The organism is Aeromonas sp. DNRA1, from assembly GCF_963888745.1.
GTDB lineage: Bacteria > Pseudomonadota > Gammaproteobacteria > Enterobacterales > Aeromonadaceae > Aeromonas > Aeromonas hydrophila.
Genome location: NZ_CAWPKQ010000004.1, coordinates 218,616 through 237,747, shown reverse-complemented (window position 1 = coordinate 237,747; position 19,132 = coordinate 218,616). Strand labels below are relative to the sequence as shown.

Sequence of the window (19,132 nt, the reverse complement as noted above, 5' to 3'; positions counted from 1 at the left end):
GTCACGCTTGGTCCTGACCTAGTGGAAGTGGACACGACAACAACCCGATCACCTAAACCTAGGTGGACACGATGTGGACACATCGCCATGTTGATGGCCCAGAAAAACTTAAGGCCACCCGCTTGGGTGGCCTTAAGTCATTGAATTCTAAATGGTGCCCGGGGTCGGACTCGAACCGACACGGTTATTCACCGGCGGATTTTGAATCCGCTGCGTCTACCGATTTCGCCACCCGGGCAACTGCGAGGGATTATACGAATGGCGCTTGGGCATGCAAGGTGTTTTTCTTGCTCTCACAGTCGTTTGCTCATTTATTCAACGCCTTGCCGAGGCTGGGTCAGTTACATAGAATGCCCGCATCATATAAATGGAATAAAAACGATGGCCAAGCGTAAATCCGTCCAACCGACACCAACCTCTCCCGCGACTGCGCGCTACCCTTCTGCCGGCCTGCTGCGCCGGCTCGGCGCCCTGCTCTATGACTATCTGGTGGTCATCTCCTTGCTGATCATCGCCGGCTTTATCGGGATGGGGGTGGCACACTTGCTGCTGGCAACCGGCATGGCGACCGTGCCCGAAGGCAAAGACGCAGCCTGGCTGCTGACCAGCCCCATCTACAGCGCCTGGCTCGCCTTCATCATCTGCGGTTTCTACACCTGGTTCTGGACCCGTGCCGGCCAGACCATCGGCATGCGGGCCTGGCGTCTGCGCATCCAGAATGCCGACGGCAGCAACATTCGCATCACCCAGGCCCTGATCCGGCTGGCCACGGCGGCCTTCGGTCTCGGCAACCTGCTCTGCCTGTTCAACCACAAGTCACCCCGCGCGTTTCAGGACATCTGGTCCGAATGCGAAGTAGTGGTACTTGGCAAACAGGAGAACCTGGAACAGCTCAATCGCTGATCCTGTGGCAGCAACGAAAAAGGGCACCCCTAGGGTGCCCTTTTTGCTGGCCGATGCACTTACTGATTGCGACTCAGGATATAGAAGGAGATACCGCCAAACAGCAGTGCAGCAGGAGCGATGGGCGCCTTTTGTCAGCAGCGCCACCGCCCTCACAGCCCTTCAGGCCGCTACTGCTTGCGGCTCAAGATATAGAAGGAGATACCACCAAACAGCAGGCTCGGTGCGATGGCCGCCAGGATCGGCGGTACCGCATACACCAGACTGATGGGGCCAAACACCCGATCGCTGACGTAGACGGCAAAGCCGGTCATGATCCCCATCAGCATCCGCGCCCCCATGCTGACCGAGCGCAGCGGGCCGAAGATAAAGGAGGAAGCCAGTAGGATCATGGCTACCACCGAGAGCGGTGACAGCAGCTTGCGCCACATCTCCAGCTTGTAGCGCCCGGCATCCTGCTTGTTGGCATCTAGATAGCCGATGTAATCCAGCAGTCCCGCCACCGGCAGGTTTTCGGGATCGATGCTCACCACCCCCAGCTGTTTGGGCGTGAGCTCTGAGCTCCACTCCATCTGGGGCTGGGTTTCGCTCATGATCTGTCTGGGGTCATCGAAGCGGGTCACCTGTACCTGTTTCAGCAGCCAGTGATGCTGCTCGAACACCCCTTCCTGCGCCTGCAGGATATCGATCAGCTTGCGCTCCGGAGTGAAACGGTAAAGGGTGATGCCGGTCAGCGCGCCATCGTTGCGCACCCCGTTGATATTGACGAAGTTGTTGCCATCGCGGGCCCATACCCCGTAAGCCGACACGGTCAGCCGCCCCTCAGACAGGGCGCCCGCCTTGATGTCGTCCGCCATCCGCTTGGCGATGGGGGCCACGTACTCCCCCATCAGCCCCACCAGGATCATCAGCGGGATGGCGGTCTTGAGCGCCGCCATCACTATGCTGATCTTGGAGCGGCCCGCCGCCTGCATCACCACCAGCTCGGAGCTGGTCGCCAGCTGGCCAAGACCGATGAGACCGCCCAGCAGGGCCGCCAGCGGGAAGAAGAGCACCGCCTCTTTCGGCATGGAGAGCAGCACATAGTAGAGGGCGCTGAGCATGTCGTAGTTGCCTTCCCCTACCGACTTCAACTGCTCCACGTACTTGATGAGCGCCGCCAGCCCAACCAGGGTCAGTTCGCACAGCAGGACCGACATGAAAATAACACGGCCGATATATCTATCGAGAATGCCAAACATCAGTAGAGACTCCCAGATGGCAACATCATGCCGATTTTCTCTTGAAATAGAGGGTCTTGACCCCGTTCCACCAGCTGGTGCCCTGCAGGTTGAGCGGCAACCCGATCAGCAGCAAATAGACCAGCGGCACCAGGAACATGCCGGGCCAGTGCGGCAGCCGGCCGCTGTCGATGGCAGAGCGGGCGGCACTGAGCAGCAGGAAGTAGGAGAGGTAGAGCAGGATGGCTGGCAACAGCTTGGCATAGCGGCCCTGACGGGGGTTGACCCGCGCCAGCGGCACCACCAGGAAGGTCAGCACCAGAATGGAGAGTGGCAGCGACAGGCGCCACTGCAGTTCGGCCATCAGCTGGTTGTCCTGGGTACCCAGCAGCTCCATGGTCGGCTTGGCCGCCGCCTTGCGGTTGGAGCGCTCCATCTCCTGCTGGCGGATCACCAGGCTGTACTCGTCGAATTCGGAGATCTGGAACTGGCGGGTATTGAAGTGCCCCTCGTAGCGGGAGCCATCCTTCAGAGTCAGCCACTGCAGACCATTGCTGTCGACCGTGACCACCCCTTCGGTCGCCACCACCACCGACGGCGGCTTGCCGTCCTGAGAGCGCTGCAACACGAAGATTTTCTGCAGTTTGGAGCCCTTGTCGTTGAGATCCTGGATGTAGGCGACCAGGCGCCCCTTGTCGAGCTCCATGAAACGGCCGGCCTGCAGGAAGGAGATCCCCGGATCGGCCTTGAACTCGTCGATCACCTGGTACTCGCGCTCCTTGGCCTGCGGGGCCACCCAACCGGTGTTGAAGGCGGCAACGGCCGCCGTCAGCAAGGCCAGCACCATGGCGCTGCGCATCACGAAACGGTGGCTGAAGCCCACCGCATGCATCACCGTCATCTCGCTTTCGGCGTAGAGGCGCCCGTGAGCGAACAAGATGGCCAAAAACAGGCTGATGGGCAGCATCAACAGGGCCATGTTGGGCAGGTTGAGCAGCAGCAGGGTGGAGACCAGACGTGTCGGTACCTCGCCGTCGGCAGCGTCGCCAATAATCTGGATAAATTGCTGGCTGACAAAGATAAGCAGCAACACGAATAACACTGCCAGCTGGGTTTTCAGGGTTTCCCTGAACAAATATCGGAAAACGATCACAGTCATTCCCAAGTAAACTTGTGTTTTTAGTCGAATGCCTGAAAAATAGGGCCGTATATTGGATTTTTACCAGTTTGAACTGCGGAGCCAGTGCCTGTTCGCTCCGCCTCTGATACCCCAACAAGCACCGCATTATTCAATAAAAGGTGCCTTTTGTCTTTAGGATGTAGGAGATTCCATGGAGTTCAGTGTAAAGAGTGGCAGTCCTGAGAAGCAACGCAGTGCCTGCGTCGTGGTCGGCGTATTCGAGCCGCGTCGCCTCTCTCCGGTTGCCGAACAACTGGACAAGATCAGCGATGGCTACATCAGTTCGCTGCTGCGCCGTGGCGACCTGGAAGGGAAACCAGGCCAGATGCTGTTGCTGCATCAAGTACCGGGCGTGCTCAGCGAGCGCGTACTGCTGGTCGGTTGCGGCAAGGAGCGGGAACTCGACGAACGCCAGTACAAGCAGATCATCAACAAGACCATCACCACCCTCAACGAAACCGGCTCCATGGAAGCGGTCTGCTTCCTGACCGAGCTGCACGTCAAGGGACGGGATACCTATTGGAAGGTGCGCCAGGCGGTGGAAACCACCAAGGCGGGCCTCTACAGTTTCGATCAGTTCAAGACCAACAAGGCCGAGCCGCGCCGTCCGCTGCGCAAGCTGGTATTCAACGTGCCGACGCGTCGGGAACTGACCATTGGTGAAAAAGCCATCGCCCACGGCCTGGCCGTGGCGAAAGGGGTGCGCGTCTGTCGCGACGTGGCCAACATGCCGCCCAATGTCTGCAATCCAGCCTATCTCGCCTCCCAGGCCCGTCGTCTGGCCGATGCCTTCGACAACATCACCACCAAGGTGATCGGCGAGCAGGAGATGGCCGAGCTTGGCATGAACTCCTATCTGGCGGTGGCTCGCGGCTCCGACAACGAAGCCATGATGGCCATCATCGAGTACAAGGGTCATCCGGATGCCAAGCCCATCGTGCTGGTCGGCAAGGGACTGACCTTCGACTCTGGCGGCATTTCCATCAAGCCGGCCGAGGGCATGGACGAGATGAAGTACGACATGGGTGGCGCCGCCTCCGTGCTCGGTACCATGCACGCCCTGGCCCAGCTGCAGCTGCCCATCAACGTCATCGGCGTGCTGGCGGGCTGCGAGAACATGCCGGGTGGCAACGCCTATCGCCCGGGCGACATCCTCACCTCCATGTCCGGCCAGACCATCGAAGTGCTGAATACCGATGCGGAAGGCCGCCTGGTGCTGTGCGATGCGCTGACCTACGTGGATCGCTTTGATCCGGAAACCGTGATCGATGTGGCCACCTTGACCGGTGCCTGCATCATCGCGCTGGGTCACCACACCACGGGCCTCTTGGCCAACCACAACCCGCTGGCCCACGAGCTGCTCAACGCTTCCGAGCAGGCGGGTGATCGCGCCTGGCGTCTGCCGCTGTTCGACGAGTATCAGGAACAGCTGGAGAGTCCGTTTGCCGACATGGCCAACATAGGCGGCCGCCCGGCCGGTACCATCACCGCCGCCGCCTTCCTGTCACGCTTCACCAAGAAGTACAACTGGGCACACCTGGATATCGCCGGGACCGCCTGGAAGAGTGGCAAGGACAAAGGCTCCACCGGGCGTCCGGTGCCCCTGCTGACCCAGTTCCTGCTGAACCGGTCAGGGGTGGTCATTGAAGAGAAGGAGTAACCCTTTTATCCCGTTCGATGCGAGCATCAAACGGGATGGCGTTACCCTGAATTACAAGGAAGAGGCCCGCCTCTTCCTTGTTTCATTGAGGGTTGGCAGGAATATCCCCTGCCCTTCCTTACCGGCGGTCAATAGTCCGTCACCGCAAACGGGATCAACCTGATGAGCCAAGTGACCTTTTACCTGATGAGCGAGCAGGATGACGCGCAGGCTTCGGCCGTCGAACGCCTCGCCTGCCAGCTCGTAGCCGATAGCTGGGGTGCGGGCCATCTCTACCTGCTGTGCGACGACGAAGCGCAGGCCCTGCGCCTCGACGAGCTGCTGTGGCAGCTGCCGCCGGAGCGCTTCGTGCCGCACCAGCTGCAGGGCGAGAGCGGTCAGGCACCGGTGGAGATCGGCCATCAGCCGCCACGGCGGCGCTATGCCCGCCTCATCAATCTGGCCAAACAGACACCTTTGTTTGCAGGACACTTCGCTCAAGTGGTAGATTTTGTCCCCACTGACGAAACGCAAAAGCAGCAAGCCCGCGAGCGCTACAAGCACTATCGCCAGGCAGGCCACGCCCTCGAGATGAGGGATCAGCCCGTCCTTGCCGCACCGGATCCGGCGCAGCCCTGACTGTGCCACCCTCGATCCACGACGAATCAACACCAGAATCCATCCATCCAGAATACGGCGAGACCATGGAAAAGACTTTTAATCACAACGCCATCGAACAGGCGCTCTATCAGCACTGGGAAGCCCAGGGTTACTTCAAGCCCCACGGCGACACCAGCAAAGACTCCTTCTGCATCATGATCCCGCCGCCGAACGTCACCGGCAGCCTGCACATGGGTCACGCCTTCCAGCAAACCCTGATGGATACCCTGATCCGCTACAACCGCATGCAGGGCAAGAACACCCTGTGGCAGGCGGGTACCGACCACGCCGGTATCGCCACTCAGATGGTGGTTGAACGCAAGATCGCTGCAGAAGAGGGCAAGACCCGCCACGATTACGGCCGGGAAGCCTTCATCGACAAGATCTGGCAGTGGAAGGAAGAGTCCGGTGGCACCATCACCCGCCAGATGCGCCGTCTGGGTGACTCCGTGGATTGGGAGCGCGAGCGCTTCACCATGGATGAGGGTCTTTCCGCCGCCGTACAGGAAGTGTTTGTCCGTCTCTACGAAGATGGCCTGATGTACCGTGGCAAGCGTCTGGTGAACTGGGATCCCAAGCTCAACACCGCCATCTCCGATCTGGAAGTGGAAAACCGCGAGATAAAGGGCCACATGTGGCACCTGCGCTACCCGCTGGCCAACGGTGCCAAGACTGCTGAAGGCCAGGATCACCTGATCGTCGCCACCACCCGTCCGGAAACCATGCTGGGTGATACCGCCGTTGCGGTAAACCCGGAAGACCCGCGCTACAAGGCGCTGATCGGTCAGCACATTCTGCTGCCGCTGGTGAATCGTCTGATCCCCATCGTCGCCGACGAGCACGCCGACATGGAGAAGGGCACCGGCTGCGTGAAGATCACCCCGGCCCACGACTTTAACGATAACGAAGTGGGCAAGCGCCACAGCCTGCCGATGATCAACATCTTCACCCTGGACGCCCACGTGCGTGCCGAGGCCGAAGTGGTCGACAGCAACGGCAACCCCAGCACCGCCTATGACGCCGCCCTGCCGACCGAGTTCGCCGGAATGGAGCGCTTCGCCGCCCGCAAGGCCATCGTCGCCAAGCTGGACGAGCTAGGCCTCTTGGCCGAGATCAAGGATCACGTGCTGCAGCAGCCTTACGGCGATCGCGGTGGCGTGCCCATCGAGCCGATGCTGACCGACCAGTGGTACGTGCGCGTGGCGCCGATGGCCAAGACCGCTATCGAAGCGGTGGAAGATGGCCGCATCCAGTTCGTGCCGAAGCAGTACGAAAACATGTACTTCTCCTGGATGCGCGACATTCAGGACTGGTGCGTCTCCCGTCAGCTGTGGTGGGGTCACCGCATCCCGGCATGGTATGACGACGCCGGTAACGTCTACGTTGGCCGCAGCGAAGATGAAGTGCGCGCCAAGCACAGCATCCCGACCGTAACCGTACTGCGCCAGGACGAAGATGTGCTCGACACCTGGTTCAGCTCCGCTCTGTGGACCTTCTCCACTCTGGGCTGGCCGAACAACACCGAGGCACTCAAGACCTTCCACCCGACCGACGTGCTGATGAGCGGCTTCGACATCATCTTCTTCTGGATTGCCCGGATGATCATGATGACCATGCACTTCATCAAGGACGAAAACGGCCAGCCGCAAGTCCCGTTCAAGACCGTCTACATCACTGGCCTTATCCGTGACGAAGAGGGCCAGAAGATGTCCAAGTCCAAGGGCAACGTGCTGGACCCCCTCGACATGATCGACGGCATCTCGCTGGAAGACCTGCTGGAGAAGCGCACCGGCAACATGATGCAGCCGCAGATGGCCGAGAAGATCGCCAAGCGTACCGCCAAGCAGTTCCCGGAAGGGATCGATGCCCACGGTACCGACGCCCTGCGCTTCACCCTGGCTGCACTGGCCTCTACCGGTCGTGACATCAACTGGGACATGAAGCGCCTGGACGGCTACAACAACTTCTGCAACAAACTGTGGAACGCCTCCCGCTATGTGCTGATGAACACCGAAGATCAGGATTGCGGTTTTGCCGGTGGCGAAATGCAGTTCAGTCTGGCGGATCGCTGGATCCAGTCCCAGCTGCAAGTGGCCATCCGTGACTTCCGTACCGCCCTCGATACCTACCGCTTCGACATCGCGGCTGGCGTGCTGTACGAATTTATCTGGAACCAGTTCTGTGACTGGTATCTGGAGCTGACCAAGCCGGTGCTGACCAAGGGTTCCGAGGCCGAGCAGCGCGCTGCCCGCCACACGCTCGTGACTGTGCTCGAAACCCTGCTGCGTCTGGCGCACCCGATCATCCCGTTCATCACCGAGACCATCTGGAAATCGGTCGCCCCGCTGGCTGGCGTACACGCCGATACCATCATGATTCAGGCCTTCCCGGAGTTCGACGCCGCCAAGGTGGACGAAGCCGCGATGGCGGACCAGGAGTGGGTGAAGGAGTTCATCGTCAGCATCCGCAACATCCGCGCCGAGATGAACGTGGCACCGAGCGTGCCCCTCAACGTGCTGCTCCAGTGCGATGCCAAGGATGCCCAGCGCGCCGCTGACAACGAGGCCTTCCTCAAGTCGCTGGCCCGTCTGGAGTCCATCCGCGTGCTGGCGGACGGTGAAACCGCCCCGCTGTCAGTGAAGAAGCTGATCGGTGCCACCGAGCTGATGATCCCGATGGCCGGTCTCATCGACAAGGATGCCGAACTGGCCCGTCTGGCCAAAGAGGTTGCCCGTCTGGTGGGCGAGTGCGGCCGGATCGAAGGCAAGCTTGGCAACGAAGCCTTCGTCGCCAAGGCGCCGGAAGCGGTCATCGCCAAAGAGCGCGAGAAGCTGGAAGATTACCGTCTCCAGCTGACCAAGCTGGAAGCCCAGCAGGCCGAGATCGCCGCGCTGTAAGCCGGATTTGACTTGGTAAAAGCCCCCTCCTGCAGGGGGCTTTTTATTGCCCGCCCGCCGCCACCCCGCGCTTTTTGCGCTTCTTCATGCAAAATTAGCGAGCCAAATCACCCGCTTTCACAAGCGCATCGCCCCCAAATTCATTACACTGCCAGCGATCTTTTCTACTCGGAGTGCTGTTGCAGTATGGAAATATTGATCCTGTTTGGATTGATTTTGCTTAATGGCGTCTTCGCCATGTCGGAAATCGCCATCGTCACCGCGCGCAAGGCCCGCCTCAGCAAGATGGTCAGCGAAGGGAGCCGTTCTGCCGCCATCGCCCTTAAACTGAGTGAAGATCCGACCCATTTTCTCTCCGCGGTGCAGATCGGCATCACCAGTATCGGTCTGCTCAACGGTATCTACGGCGAATCCCTGCTGGCCCAGCCACTGGCGCTCTGGCTGCAAGAGTGGGGCATGACCCCCAAGAGCAGCAGTCTGCTCGCCACCGTACTGGTCATCGTGGTGGTCACCTATCTCTCCATCGTCATCGGCGAGCTGGTGCCCAAGCGGCTCGGCCAGCTCAGCGCCGAACGCATCGCCTGCCTGGTAGCCCGCCCCATGATGTGGCTGGCGGCGCTTACCCGCCCCTTTGTCTGGCTGCTGTCGGCTTCCACCAAGGCCAGCCTGCGCATCCTGCGCGTCAGCCAAGACGGTGGCGCCAACGTGACCCAGGAGGAGATCCACGCCATGTTGGTGGAGGGTTCGGAGGCCGGGATCATCGAGGATCATGAACACACCATGCTGCGCAATGTGTTCCGACTCGACGAGCGCAGCCTCTCGTCACTGATGGTGCCGCGCAGCGACATCCGTTATCTCGACCTCGCCCTGCCGCTGGAGGTGAACCTGCAGCGACTGGTGGAGTATCGCCACAGCTTCTTCCCGGTCTGTGACGGCAGCCTGTCGGAACTGGTGGGCATCATCAACGTCAGCAAGGTGCTGCACGCCTACATCAAGGGAGAGCCCATCGATCTGGCGGCGCTGACCCAGGATGGCAGCCTGCTGCCGGAGACCCTGAACGGCCTCGAGCTGCTCAACCACTTCCGTACCCACTCAGAGCACATGGTGCTAGTGGTGGACGAATATGGCGAGCTGCAGGGACTGGTCACCCAGCAGGATCTGCTGGAGACCCTGGCCGGCGACTTCCAGCAGGAGGACGGCGACGACAACTGGGCATTCCAGCGTACCGATGGCAGCTGGCTGCTCGACGGCCTCATTCCGCTGCCTGAGCTGAAGGACTGTCTGGGACTGGTTCGGCTACCGGAAGAAGAAAAACATCACTATCACACCCTCGGAGGGCTTATCATGCTGCTCCTTGGCCGCGTTCCCCAGACCGGAGATCTGGTCACGCTGGAACAGTGGCAACTGGAAATTGTTGACATGGATGGTCTGCGCATCGACAAGGTGCTGGCCATGCCCTTGCTTGATCAACCCAGCTAACCTGCGGAGTTTGCAACTATGGAGCAGTTTTACCAACTGGCTCACGCCTTTATGCATCAGGATCTGGTGACGCTATCCGATCCCAAGATGGCCTTCATGGTCTGCGGCGTGTTATTGACGTTTCTGGTGCTGGAGAATGGCTTCATCCCCACCGCCTTTCTGCCCGGCGACAGCCTGTTGATCCTGACCGGCGTGCTCATCTATCAGGACGTGCTCTCCCTTGGGGTGATCCCGCTGCTGATCCTGGCCACCTTCGTCGGCACCTGGCTCGGTTACATGCAGGGGCGTTTCCTGGGCCACACCCAGCTCTACCACCGGCTGCTGTCCCATGTGGAAGAGAAGCACCAGCAGAAGGTGTACTACCTGCTCGACAAATACGGCATCGTGACCCTGATCACCGCCCGCTACATCGCCTTCGTGCGCACCGCCTACCCCTATATCGTCGGTGCGACCGAGCTGCCCCAGGGGCGCTTTCTCATCGTCAATCTGGTCAGCTCCATCATGTGGATCTGCCCGCTGGTCGGCTTTGGCTACTTCCTGAGCCACACCAAGCTGGCATCCGAGTATCAGTCCCAGTTCCTCAGCATCATTCTCTGCCTGCCGATCGTACTGCTGGTCGGCGGTCTCATCGCGCTGATCTGGCGCTGGCTGAGCAAACGCAAAGCCAGTGCGCCACGGGATTGAGACAAATACACAGGGCCATCGCAAGATGGCCCTTTTTTTAGCTAAATAATGGCGATTTACCTGCTGGCACTCTTGTCAAGCGAGGGTAAAAATGAGTGAATCTAGCGCCTTTTTTTTCGACGTGAATGGAGTCGGTAGTATGCGGTGTCGGGTTAGCGCTATGGCGCTGGTTTATGCATTGGTTGGACTGCTGGGATTGCCAGCAGCATTGGCTGCCCCCAACCCGGCCAAACTGCAGCTGCAATCGAGCAGCGCGCTGGTGATGGATGTCGGTACGGGCAAGACCCTGTACCAGAAGAATGCCACCCGGGTGCGCCCCATCGCCTCGATCACCAAGCTGATGACGGCACTGGTGGTGCTGGATGCCCGTCAGGATCTCGGCCAGACCCTGACCATCGATCAGAACGACAGAGACGCCATCAAGCACACCTATTCGCGGGTGCGCATGGGCACCCAGGTATCGCGCCGCGATGCCCTGCACCTGGCACTGATGTCGTCGGAGAACCGCATGGCCTCGGCGCTGGCCCGTCACTATCCCGGTGGACGCCCCGCCTTCGTGCGGGCCATGAACAACAAGGCCAAGCAGCTGGGCATGCGCAACAGCCGCTTCTATGACTCCACCGGCCTGTCGACTCGCAACGTCTCCACCGCCCAGGATCTGGCCAAGCTCATCGCCGCCGCCTATCGCCAGCCGTTGATCCGCGAGTTCACCCAGGACACCAGCAAGGACATGCGCTTTCGCACCCCTGCCTACAGCCTGATGTTCAACAACACCAACCCACTGGTGAAGAACCCGGACTGGGATGTGCGCCTCTCCAAGACCGGCTTTACCGACGAGGCGGGCCGCTGCCTGCTGATGCGCGCCAAGCCGGACAACCGCGAGCTGGCCATCGTGCTGCTCAACTCGGTGGGCAAACGCACCCCGGTCGGCGATGCCAACCGCATTCGCAAGTGGCTGAAAAGCTGATCCCGCACCACGGGGATGAAGAAGGATGCTGCGGCATCCTTTTTTATTGCCCACAAATCGCCTCTGCGCCCATCTGGGCCCTGCAATCACAAAGGAGGAATAAAGGTATTGCCTCAGGTAAAGCAGCAGCCATACGCAGCAACAGGGCGAGCATGAAGGGGATAAGGAGATGGGCAATGGTTCGCGACAGGGTAGCGCGTCATGCAGGCATAGGAGCCTTCGTCACGCGGTTGTTGGCCTGAGGCCGAGACGGATGACGGCTGTCGAGCCAAACGGGAGGAGACCAAGAGCTGAGCGGTGTCAGCCCTTTCGGCGGCATGGCCATATAAAAAAACAGCCCCGACCGAGGTCGAGGCTGTCTTCTATATGGTGCGCCCGAGAGGATTCGAACCTCTGACCACCTGGTTCGTAGCCAGGTACTCTATCCAGCTGAGCTACGGGCGCTCATCAACTTTTGGTACTGCTTTCAATATGGTGCGCCCGAGAGGATTCGAACCTCTGACCACCTGGTTCGTAGCCAGGTACTCTATCCAGCTGAGCTACGGGCGCTCACAAACTTTTGGTACTGATTTCAAAATGGTGCGCCCGAGAGGATTCGAACCTCTGACCACCTGGTTCGTAGCCAGGTACTCTATCCAGCTGAGCTACGGGCGCTCATAAACTTTTTATTTTGCTTTAAATGGTGCGCCCGAGAGGATTCGAACCTCTGACCACCTGGTTCGTAGCCAGGTACTCTATCCAGCTGAGCTACGGGCGCCCTGATTTAAAGCGATAAAAAAAGCTTACTCAACAGTAAGCCTTTTTCAGGTGTACCGGCTTGCTGATTGCCAGTACATGACTCATCGTGAGTCTAATATGGTGCGCCCGAGAGGATTCGAACCTCTGACCACCTGGTTCGTAGCCAGGTACTCTATCCAGCTGAGCTACGGGCGCAAATGGCGGAGAAGGGGGGATTCGAACCCCCGATGCGGGTATAAGCCGCATACTCCCTTAGCAGGGGAGCGCCTTCAGCCTCTCGGCCACCTCTCCGTTTGCGGGGCTGATAATACTTCACAGGGATTTTTAGTCAAACACTTTTTTGGAGAAAAAAGCGCGTTCGCTCAGCATTTGGCCAAAGAGTGGAATATTCAAGCAATATCGACACTTATCCCGCTCTTTTGCTCCCTGCTGCACGTTTTTCAGCACCCCAGAAAAACAAAAGGCGACACATGAGGTGTCGCCTTGTCACAGCCATTAATGCCGCTTAGAAACCGGATTGGCCCGGAACTTTCTCGGCCTGGATGCGCTGGTAGATCTCTTCGCGGTGTACGGAGACCTCTTTCGGTGCGTTCACACCGATACGAACCTGATTGCCTTTTACGCCCAGTACGGTGACAGTCACTTCGTCACCAATCATCAGGGTTTCCCCTACACGACGAGTCAAAATAAGCATTCGCTTGCTCCTGTATCCTGTTTTGTATTTATATCGATATGCGACATTATCTTACAAAGATACCGATATGGTAAATGGTTGAAACTAAATCAATCAGGGATTGTTTCCCAAGGGCTGCTCATGAGGCTCCTGATCCAGCCCAAAAGCGGAGTGCAAAGCACGCACTGCCAGCTCCAGGTACTTCTCGTCAATCACCACGGATATCTTGATTTCAGAGGTGGAAATCAACTGCATGTTGATCCCCTCCTCGCCCAATACCTTGAACATGGTGCGGGCGACGCCAGGATGGTTCCACATCCCGACTCCGACGATGGAAACCTTGGCGATCTCACCGTTGCCCTGCACGCAGGCGGCCCCCAGCTCGCTGGCGGTCTCCTCCAGCAGGGCGCGCGCCCGGCGATAGTCATCGCGATTCACCGTGAAGGTGAAGTCGGCGGTCCCATCGCCCAGCGTGTTCTGCACTATCATGTCGACATCAATGTTGGCGTCGCTGATCGGATTCAGGATCTGCGCGGCCACGGTGGGCCTGTCCGGCACACCCAGAATGGTCAGGCTCGCCTCGTTGCGATTGAATGCTATCCCGGATACCAGGGGAGCTTCCATCCTCTCACCTCCATATGTGATTAAGGTTCCCTCTCCATCGACAAAGCTCGACAGCACCCGCAGCGGTACGCGGTACTTGCCCGCGAACTCCACCGAACGGATCTGCAGCACCTTGGCGCCGAGACTGGCCATCTCCAGCATCTCCTCGAAGGTGATGGTATCGAGACGGCGCGCCTTGGGCTCGATGCGCGGATCCGTGGTATAGACCCCATCCACATCGGTAAAGATCTGGCATTCATCGGCCTTGATGGCCGCCGCTACGGCAACCGCCGTGGTATCAGAACCACCGCGGCCCAGCGTCGTGATGGCATTGTGCTCGTCACGGCCCTGGAAGCCGGCGATCACCACCACCTTGCCCGCGCCCAGTTCAGCCTGAACCTGCTCAGTGTCGATGTGGGTGATGCGCGCCTTGCCATAAGCGGAATCGGTATGAATGCGAACCTGATCGCCGGTCATTGAGACCGCAGGACAACCACGTTTGTTCAACGCGATGGCCAGCAGCGCTATGGTGACCTGCTCACCGGTGGAGACCAGCACATCCATCTCGCGCCGATTGGCATCAGGATCCAGCTGCTGGGCCATGCCCAGCAGCCGGTTGGTTTCGCCCGACATGGCGGAGACCACCACCACCACGTCATGTCCCTGGGCGCGGGTCTGCTCGACCCGCTCAGCTACCGCCTCGATCCGCTCCAGCGTGCCGACCGAGGTGCCGCCGTACTTCTGTACATAGAGTGCCACAGATCACCTCGCCCGATTACAGGCGCTCTTCCAGCCAGGAGTGTACGGATTGCAGGGCTGCCGGCACTGCCTCGGGCTGGGTACCACCCGCCTGGGCCATGTCGGGACGACCGCCGCCCTTGCCACCCACCTGCTGGGCGACCAGATTGACCAGCTCACCGGCCTTGACCTTGCCGGTCAGGTCGTTAGTGACGCCCGCGATCAGGTTGACCTTGCCCTCGCCACTGGTGGCCAGCAGCACGACACCGGACTTCATCTGGTTCTTCAGTTCATCCAGCATGCCGCGCAGGGATTTCGGATCGGCTCCTTCCAGCGCTGCAACCAGCACCTTCTGACCCTTGATCTCGATGACCTGACCCAGCAGGTCGTTACCGGCCTGAGCAGCCAGCTTGGCCTTGAGCTGCTCCAGCTCGCGCTCCATCATCTTGGCCTTGTCCAACACCTGGCGAATCTTGTCGGCGATGCAGAACTGGTCACCTTTCACCAGGGCAGCAGCCTCTTCGATCTGCTCGCCGACCTGATGCATGAAGTCGATGGCGGCCTTGCCGGTCACCGCTTCGATACGGCGCACGCCAGCGGCGATGCCACTCTCGGCGATGATCTTGAAGAAGCCGATGTCACCGGTGCGCTTGGCGTGAGTACCGCCGCACAGCTCGGTGGAGTAGTCGCCCATGCGCACCACGCGCACGTCGTCTTCGTATTTCTCACCAAACAGCGCCATGGCGCCGGCCGACTTGGCGGCTTCCAGGTCCATCAGCTGGGTGGTGATTTCGTGGTTGGCGCGGATCTGGTTGTTGACCAGCTCCTCGACCCGGCGAATGGTCGCCATAGTCATCCCCTCGAAGTGGGAGAAGTCAAAGCGCATGCGCTCGGCGCCCACCAGAGAGCCTTTCTGGGTTACGTGCTCACCCAGCGCCTGACGTAAGGCTGCGTGCAGCAGGTGAGTCACGGAGTGGTTCAGAGCGATGGCCTGGCGACGCTCGCCATCGACCACGGCTTCGACCTCGGCCCCTTTCTCCAGGGTGCCCAGCTCCATGTAGCCCTTGTGGATGATCGCCTTGCCCGCTTTGACGGTATCGGTCACGGCAAAGATGCCGTCGTCCACTTTCAGGGTACCGCTGTCGCCGATCTGGCCGCCGGACTCGGCGTAGAAGGGGGTCTGCTCCAGCACGATGACCGCTTCGTCACCGGCGATGAGACCGCTCACCTCGTCCACCCCCTTGTAGATGCCGACCACGCGAGTGCGATCGCTCAGGGTCTTGTAACCGGTGAAGGGAGTCTCGAAATCGAGCTTGAGCATCTCGTTGTAGTTCACGCCGAAGCTGGAGGCCTCTTTGGCGCGAGCACGCTGCTTCTCCATCTCGGCCTTGAAGCCCTCTTCGTCGATGCCGATCTCGCGCTCGCGCACCACGTCGGCAGTCAGGTCGGCCGGGAAACCGTAAGTGTCATACAGCTTGAATACCACTTCGCCCGGAATGACCTTGGCATCGCCAAGATTGGCCAGCACGTCTTCCAGCAGCAGCAGGCCTCTGTCCAGAGTGCGGACGAACTGCTCCTCTTCGATGCGCAGCACGCGCTCGACCAGCGGCAGCTGGGCGATCAGCTCAGCGGCGACATCCTTCATCTGCACTGCCAGCTCGGCAGCCAGTTTGTAGAAGAACACTTCGGTGGCACCCAGCTTGCGACCGTGACGCACGGCGCGGCGGATGATGCGACGCAGCACATAGCCACGACCTTCATTGGACGGCATCACGCCATCTGCCACCAGGAAGGCGCAGGAGCGGATGTGGTCGGCAATGACGCGCAGGGACTGGTTGCTCAGATCGGTGGTGCCGACAATCTCGGCCGCTTTCTTGATCAGCGCCTGGAAGATGTCGATTTCATAGTTGGAGTGCACACCCTGCATGATGGCGGAGATACGCTCCAGACCCATGCCGGTATCCACGGACGGACGCGGCAGCGGCTCCATGGTGCCGTCAGCCTGACGGTTGAACTGCATGAACACCACGTTCCAGATCTCGATGAAACGGTCGCCATCCTCTTCCGGTGAGCCGGGACGGCCACCCCAGATGTGATCGCCGTGGTCGTAGAAGATCTCGGTGCAGGGACCGCACGGACCGGTATCGCCCATCGCCCAGAAGTTGTCGGAAGCGTACGGTGCGCCCTTGTTGTCACCGATGCGCACGATGCGATCGGCCGGCACACCGACCTCTTTTTCCCAGATGTCGAAAGCTTCATCGTCAGTCGCGTAGACGGTCACCAGCAGGCGCTCTTTCGGTAGTTGCAGCACCTCGGTCAGGAAACCCCATGCAAACTTGATGGCATCCTGCTTGAAGTAATCGCCAAAGCTGAAGTTGCCCAGCATTTCGAAGAAGGTGTGGTGACGAGCGGTATAGCCGACGTTTTCCAGATCGTTGTGCTTACCACCGGCACGCACGCAACGCTGGGAAGTCGTCGCGCGATTGTAGGCACGCTTGTCTGCGCCAAGGAACACGTCCTTGAACTGGTTCATACCCGCGTTGGTAAACAACAGGGTCGGGTCGTTATGCGGTACCAGCGAGCTGGAGGAGACAACCTGGTGCCCCTGGGAACGGAAATACTCGAGAAACGCGGTGCGAATCTCTGACGTGGACATATACATGGAAAATCCTGCTTGATTCGAATACGGACTTTTAACCGCATTAATGTAAGTTTTCTGCGGGGTAAAGTAAAACGGACAGGGCCGCCACGGGTGAAAAAGCGCGCATAAATGGGGGCTGGGAGAAAAGGGAGACAAACCGGGGCGTTTTCAGCCATGGTTCTGGCCGATGGCAGCGGAAAATCGGCCTGCCGCCGAAGAGCCTTCCACCGCCTCCGCCACCAGGATGCAAGTTGTTGAATCCACAGATACCAGCAGCAAAGGGCATGCCACCATGTCCATGGCGACGACGGGAAAGACGATACGGACAACCCGAGCAAAAGGCATCATGTGAGATGCAGAACTGCGCCATGACAATCTTGGGTGCTGGATGTTGGGGCTAGATGGCAGGCGCGCCACCATCAACCCTGCTGGCTATCAACAGGCTGCGACGGCTTGCAGGAGAGCAGAAACGATGTGGTTACAGCTCGCGCTCCTGCAAGGCGCTCAACGCATAGCGTCCCTGCTCCTGGGTAAAGCCGCGCCCCAGCAGGTATTTGAGCCATTTCATCCGCAGCTTGAAATCGGCAAGGTCGGCCACGTTGGCTCGCCGCTCCAACAGTGCCAAGGCCAGTTCAAACCAGTCCAGCTCCGGCTGCTCGAAGGCGGCGTCAATCTGGTTGTCATCCAGCCCCTTGCGGCGCAGCTCGAAACGGATCTTGATGGGACCGTGCCCCTTGGCCGCTCCGGCTCTTACCGCCATGGCGCCATAGCGCTCGTCATTGACCCAGTTGTAACCGCGGCAGTAGTCGACCACCACCTCGATCACCTCTTCCTGATAGCCCTGCTGGCGCAGCCGTCTGGCCAGCTCGGACTCGGCGCTTTCGCGGCGAGCAAGACTGCGCATGGCAAAGGCGCGGGCCGCCGCCAGTTGCTCTTCAAAGGTGAGTTCGACCGGTTTGTCAGCAGATTCATCAACCATAAATAACAAGGCCGGGTATCAACCCGGCCTTCCTTCTGTTCCTTATTCGAACTCTTGTTCGCTTTCGGCATCGAACTCTTCTGCCTCAACCGGTGCAGCCTTGTCATCGACAGGTACGGCACCGGAGAGCAGCAGCTCACGCAGGCGGGCTTCCACTTCGCCAGCCATCGCCTTGTTCTCGGCGAACAGCTTCATGACGTTGGCCTTGCCCTGACCGATCTTCTCGCCGTTGTAGCTGTACCAGGCACCGGCCTTGTCGATCAGCTTGTGCTTGACGCCCAGATCCACCAGCTCGCCCTCTTTGGAGATGCCGGCGCCATAGAAAATCTGGAACTCGGCCTGCTTGAAGGGCGGGGCCACCTTGTTCTTGACCACTTTGACGCGGGTCTCGTTACCGACCACTTCGTCACCTTCCTTGATGGCGCCGATGCGACGGATATCCAGACGAACGGAGGCGTAGAACTTGAGCGCGTTACCACCCGTGGTGGTCTCCGGGCTGCCAAACATGACGCCGATCTTCATCCGGATCTGGTTGATGAAGATGCACAGGCAGTTGGCGTTCTTGATGTTGGCGGTCAGTTTACGCAGCGCCTGGGACATCAGACGGGCCTGCAGGCCGACGTGGGAATCACCCATCTCGCCTTCGATTTCCGCTTTCGGGGTCAGGGCCGCTACGGAGTCGACGATGATGACGTCAACGGCGTTGGAGCGCACCAGCATGTCGCAGATTTCCAGCGCCTGTTCACCGGTATCCGGCTGGGAGATCAGCAGGTCGTCGACGTTGACGCCCAGCTTGGCGGCATAAATAGGATCCAGCGCGTGCTCCGCATCGACGAAGGCACAGGTCTTGCCCTTCTTCTGCGCTTCGGCGATCACCTGCAGGGTCAGCGTGGTTTTACCGGAAGATTCCGGGCCATAGATCTCGACGATACGACCGCACGGCAGGCCACCGATGCCCAGCGCCACGTCCAGAGAGAGGGAGCCGGTGGAGATGGCTTCGATATCCATGGTCTTGCTGTCGCCCAGACGCATGATGGAGCCTTTGCCAAACTGCTTTTCGATCTGACCCAGCGCAGCCGCCAGTGCCTTCTGTTTGTTCTGATCCATGCCAATCTCCGCTGGAAATCGTGA

General features: G+C 59.7%; 14 protein-coding genes and 7 tRNA genes. 7 read left to right on the top strand and 14 right to left on the bottom strand.

Annotated elements, in window-relative coordinates; all coding sequences use genetic code 11:
* Nucleotides 1-152: 152 nt before the first annotated feature.
* A tRNA-Leu gene (locus tag AACQ43_RS14755) sits at nucleotides 153-238 on the bottom strand.
* 143 nt (nucleotides 239-381) lie between these two features.
* Between AACQ43_RS14755 and AACQ43_RS14750 the strand changes: the two genes are divergently transcribed.
* Entirely contained in the window at nucleotides 382-903 is a 522-nt protein-coding gene (locus AACQ43_RS14750; protein ID WP_029304803.1) for an RDD family protein, read from the top strand.
* A 170-nt stretch (nucleotides 904-1,073) separates the two neighbouring features.
* Here the strand turns inward: AACQ43_RS14750 and lptG are convergent, their stop codons facing one another.
* Nucleotides 1,074-2,144, bottom strand: coding sequence for an LPS export ABC transporter permease LptG (gene lptG / locus AACQ43_RS14745; protein ID WP_011707420.1), 1,071 nt, complete (start codon nucleotides 2,142-2,144; stop codon nucleotides 1,074-1,076).
* A gap of 25 nt (nucleotides 2,145-2,169) precedes the next feature.
* Nucleotides 2,170-3,282: an LPS export ABC transporter permease LptF gene (gene lptF, locus AACQ43_RS14740; protein ID WP_005305138.1), complete on the bottom strand. Its 1,113-nt coding sequence runs from the start codon at nucleotides 3,280-3,282 to the stop codon at nucleotides 2,170-2,172.
* Between the two features lie 172 nt (nucleotides 3,283-3,454).
* Between lptF and pepA the strand changes: the two genes are divergently transcribed.
* The 6 genes from pepA (at nucleotide 3,455) to pbpG (ending at nucleotide 11,629) form a co-directional block, all read left to right on the top strand.
* Nucleotides 3,455-4,963 (top strand): leucyl aminopeptidase, encoded by a 1,509-nt coding sequence (gene pepA, locus AACQ43_RS14735; RefSeq protein WP_076361846.1) that lies wholly within the window; start codon nucleotides 3,455-3,457, stop codon nucleotides 4,961-4,963.
* Nucleotides 4,964-5,125: 162 nt separating this feature from the next.
* On the top strand, nucleotides 5,126-5,581 hold the full coding sequence (locus AACQ43_RS14730; protein ID WP_011707423.1) for a DNA polymerase III subunit chi: 456 nt from the start codon (nucleotides 5,126-5,128) through the stop codon (nucleotides 5,579-5,581).
* Between the two features lie 65 nt (nucleotides 5,582-5,646).
* The gene (locus AACQ43_RS14725; protein ID WP_168967722.1) at nucleotides 5,647-8,499 is read left to right on the top strand and encodes a valine--tRNA ligase; all 2,853 of its coding nucleotides are present in this window, start codon (nucleotides 5,647-5,649) and stop codon (nucleotides 8,497-8,499) included.
* A gap of 186 nt (nucleotides 8,500-8,685) precedes the next feature.
* Nucleotides 8,686-9,978, top strand: a complete 1,293-nt coding sequence (locus AACQ43_RS14720) for a hemolysin family protein (RefSeq protein ID WP_024946378.1) — start codon at nucleotides 8,686-8,688, stop codon at nucleotides 9,976-9,978.
* Nucleotides 9,979-9,996: 18 nt separating this feature from the next.
* Complete coding sequence (locus AACQ43_RS14715) at nucleotides 9,997-10,662, top strand: DedA family protein (protein ID WP_016352045.1); 666 nt, start codon at nucleotides 9,997-9,999, stop codon at nucleotides 10,660-10,662.
* 139 nt (nucleotides 10,663-10,801) lie between these two features.
* Nucleotides 10,802-11,629 (top strand): D-alanyl-D-alanine endopeptidase, encoded by an 828-nt coding sequence (gene pbpG, locus AACQ43_RS14710; protein ID WP_011707427.1) that lies wholly within the window; start codon nucleotides 10,802-10,804, stop codon nucleotides 11,627-11,629.
* Between the two features lie 367 nt (nucleotides 11,630-11,996).
* Here the strand turns inward: pbpG and AACQ43_RS14705 are convergent.
* From AACQ43_RS14705 to recA, 11 genes are all read right to left on the bottom strand, one after another.
* A tRNA-Arg gene (locus AACQ43_RS14705) sits at nucleotides 11,997-12,073 on the bottom strand.
* Nucleotides 12,074-12,101: 28 nt separating this feature from the next.
* Nucleotides 12,102-12,178: transfer RNA gene (locus AACQ43_RS14700), tRNA-Arg, on the bottom strand.
* A gap of 28 nt (nucleotides 12,179-12,206) precedes the next feature.
* Nucleotides 12,207-12,283: transfer RNA gene (locus AACQ43_RS14695), tRNA-Arg, on the bottom strand.
* A gap of 26 nt (nucleotides 12,284-12,309) precedes the next feature.
* Nucleotides 12,310-12,386, bottom strand: a tRNA-Arg gene (locus AACQ43_RS14690).
* Between the two features lie 99 nt (nucleotides 12,387-12,485).
* Nucleotides 12,486-12,562 (bottom strand) — tRNA-Arg (locus AACQ43_RS14685).
* A gap of 3 nt (nucleotides 12,563-12,565) precedes the next feature.
* A tRNA-Ser gene (locus AACQ43_RS14680) sits at nucleotides 12,566-12,658 on the bottom strand.
* A 214-nt stretch (nucleotides 12,659-12,872) separates the two neighbouring features.
* Nucleotides 12,873-13,061 (bottom strand): carbon storage regulator CsrA, encoded by a 189-nt coding sequence (csrA, locus tag AACQ43_RS14675; RefSeq protein ID WP_005305164.1) that lies wholly within the window; start codon nucleotides 13,059-13,061, stop codon nucleotides 12,873-12,875.
* Between the two features lie 93 nt (nucleotides 13,062-13,154).
* Nucleotides 13,155-14,402, bottom strand: a complete 1,248-nt coding sequence (locus AACQ43_RS14670; protein ID WP_011707428.1) for an aspartate kinase — start codon at nucleotides 14,400-14,402, stop codon at nucleotides 13,155-13,157.
* A 16-nt stretch (nucleotides 14,403-14,418) separates the two neighbouring features.
* Nucleotides 14,419-17,043: an alanine--tRNA ligase gene (alaS, locus tag AACQ43_RS14665; protein WP_168967721.1), complete on the bottom strand. Its 2,625-nt coding sequence runs from the start codon at nucleotides 17,041-17,043 to the stop codon at nucleotides 14,419-14,421.
* Nucleotides 17,044-17,500: 457 nt separating this feature from the next.
* Complete coding sequence (locus AACQ43_RS14660) at nucleotides 17,501-18,001, bottom strand: regulatory protein RecX (protein WP_168967720.1); 501 nt, start codon at nucleotides 17,999-18,001, stop codon at nucleotides 17,501-17,503.
* A 42-nt stretch (nucleotides 18,002-18,043) separates the two neighbouring features.
* Complete coding sequence (gene recA / locus AACQ43_RS14655; protein WP_011707431.1) at nucleotides 18,044-19,108, bottom strand: recombinase RecA; 1,065 nt, start codon at nucleotides 19,106-19,108, stop codon at nucleotides 18,044-18,046.
* Nucleotides 19,109-19,132: the final 24 nt, after the last annotated feature.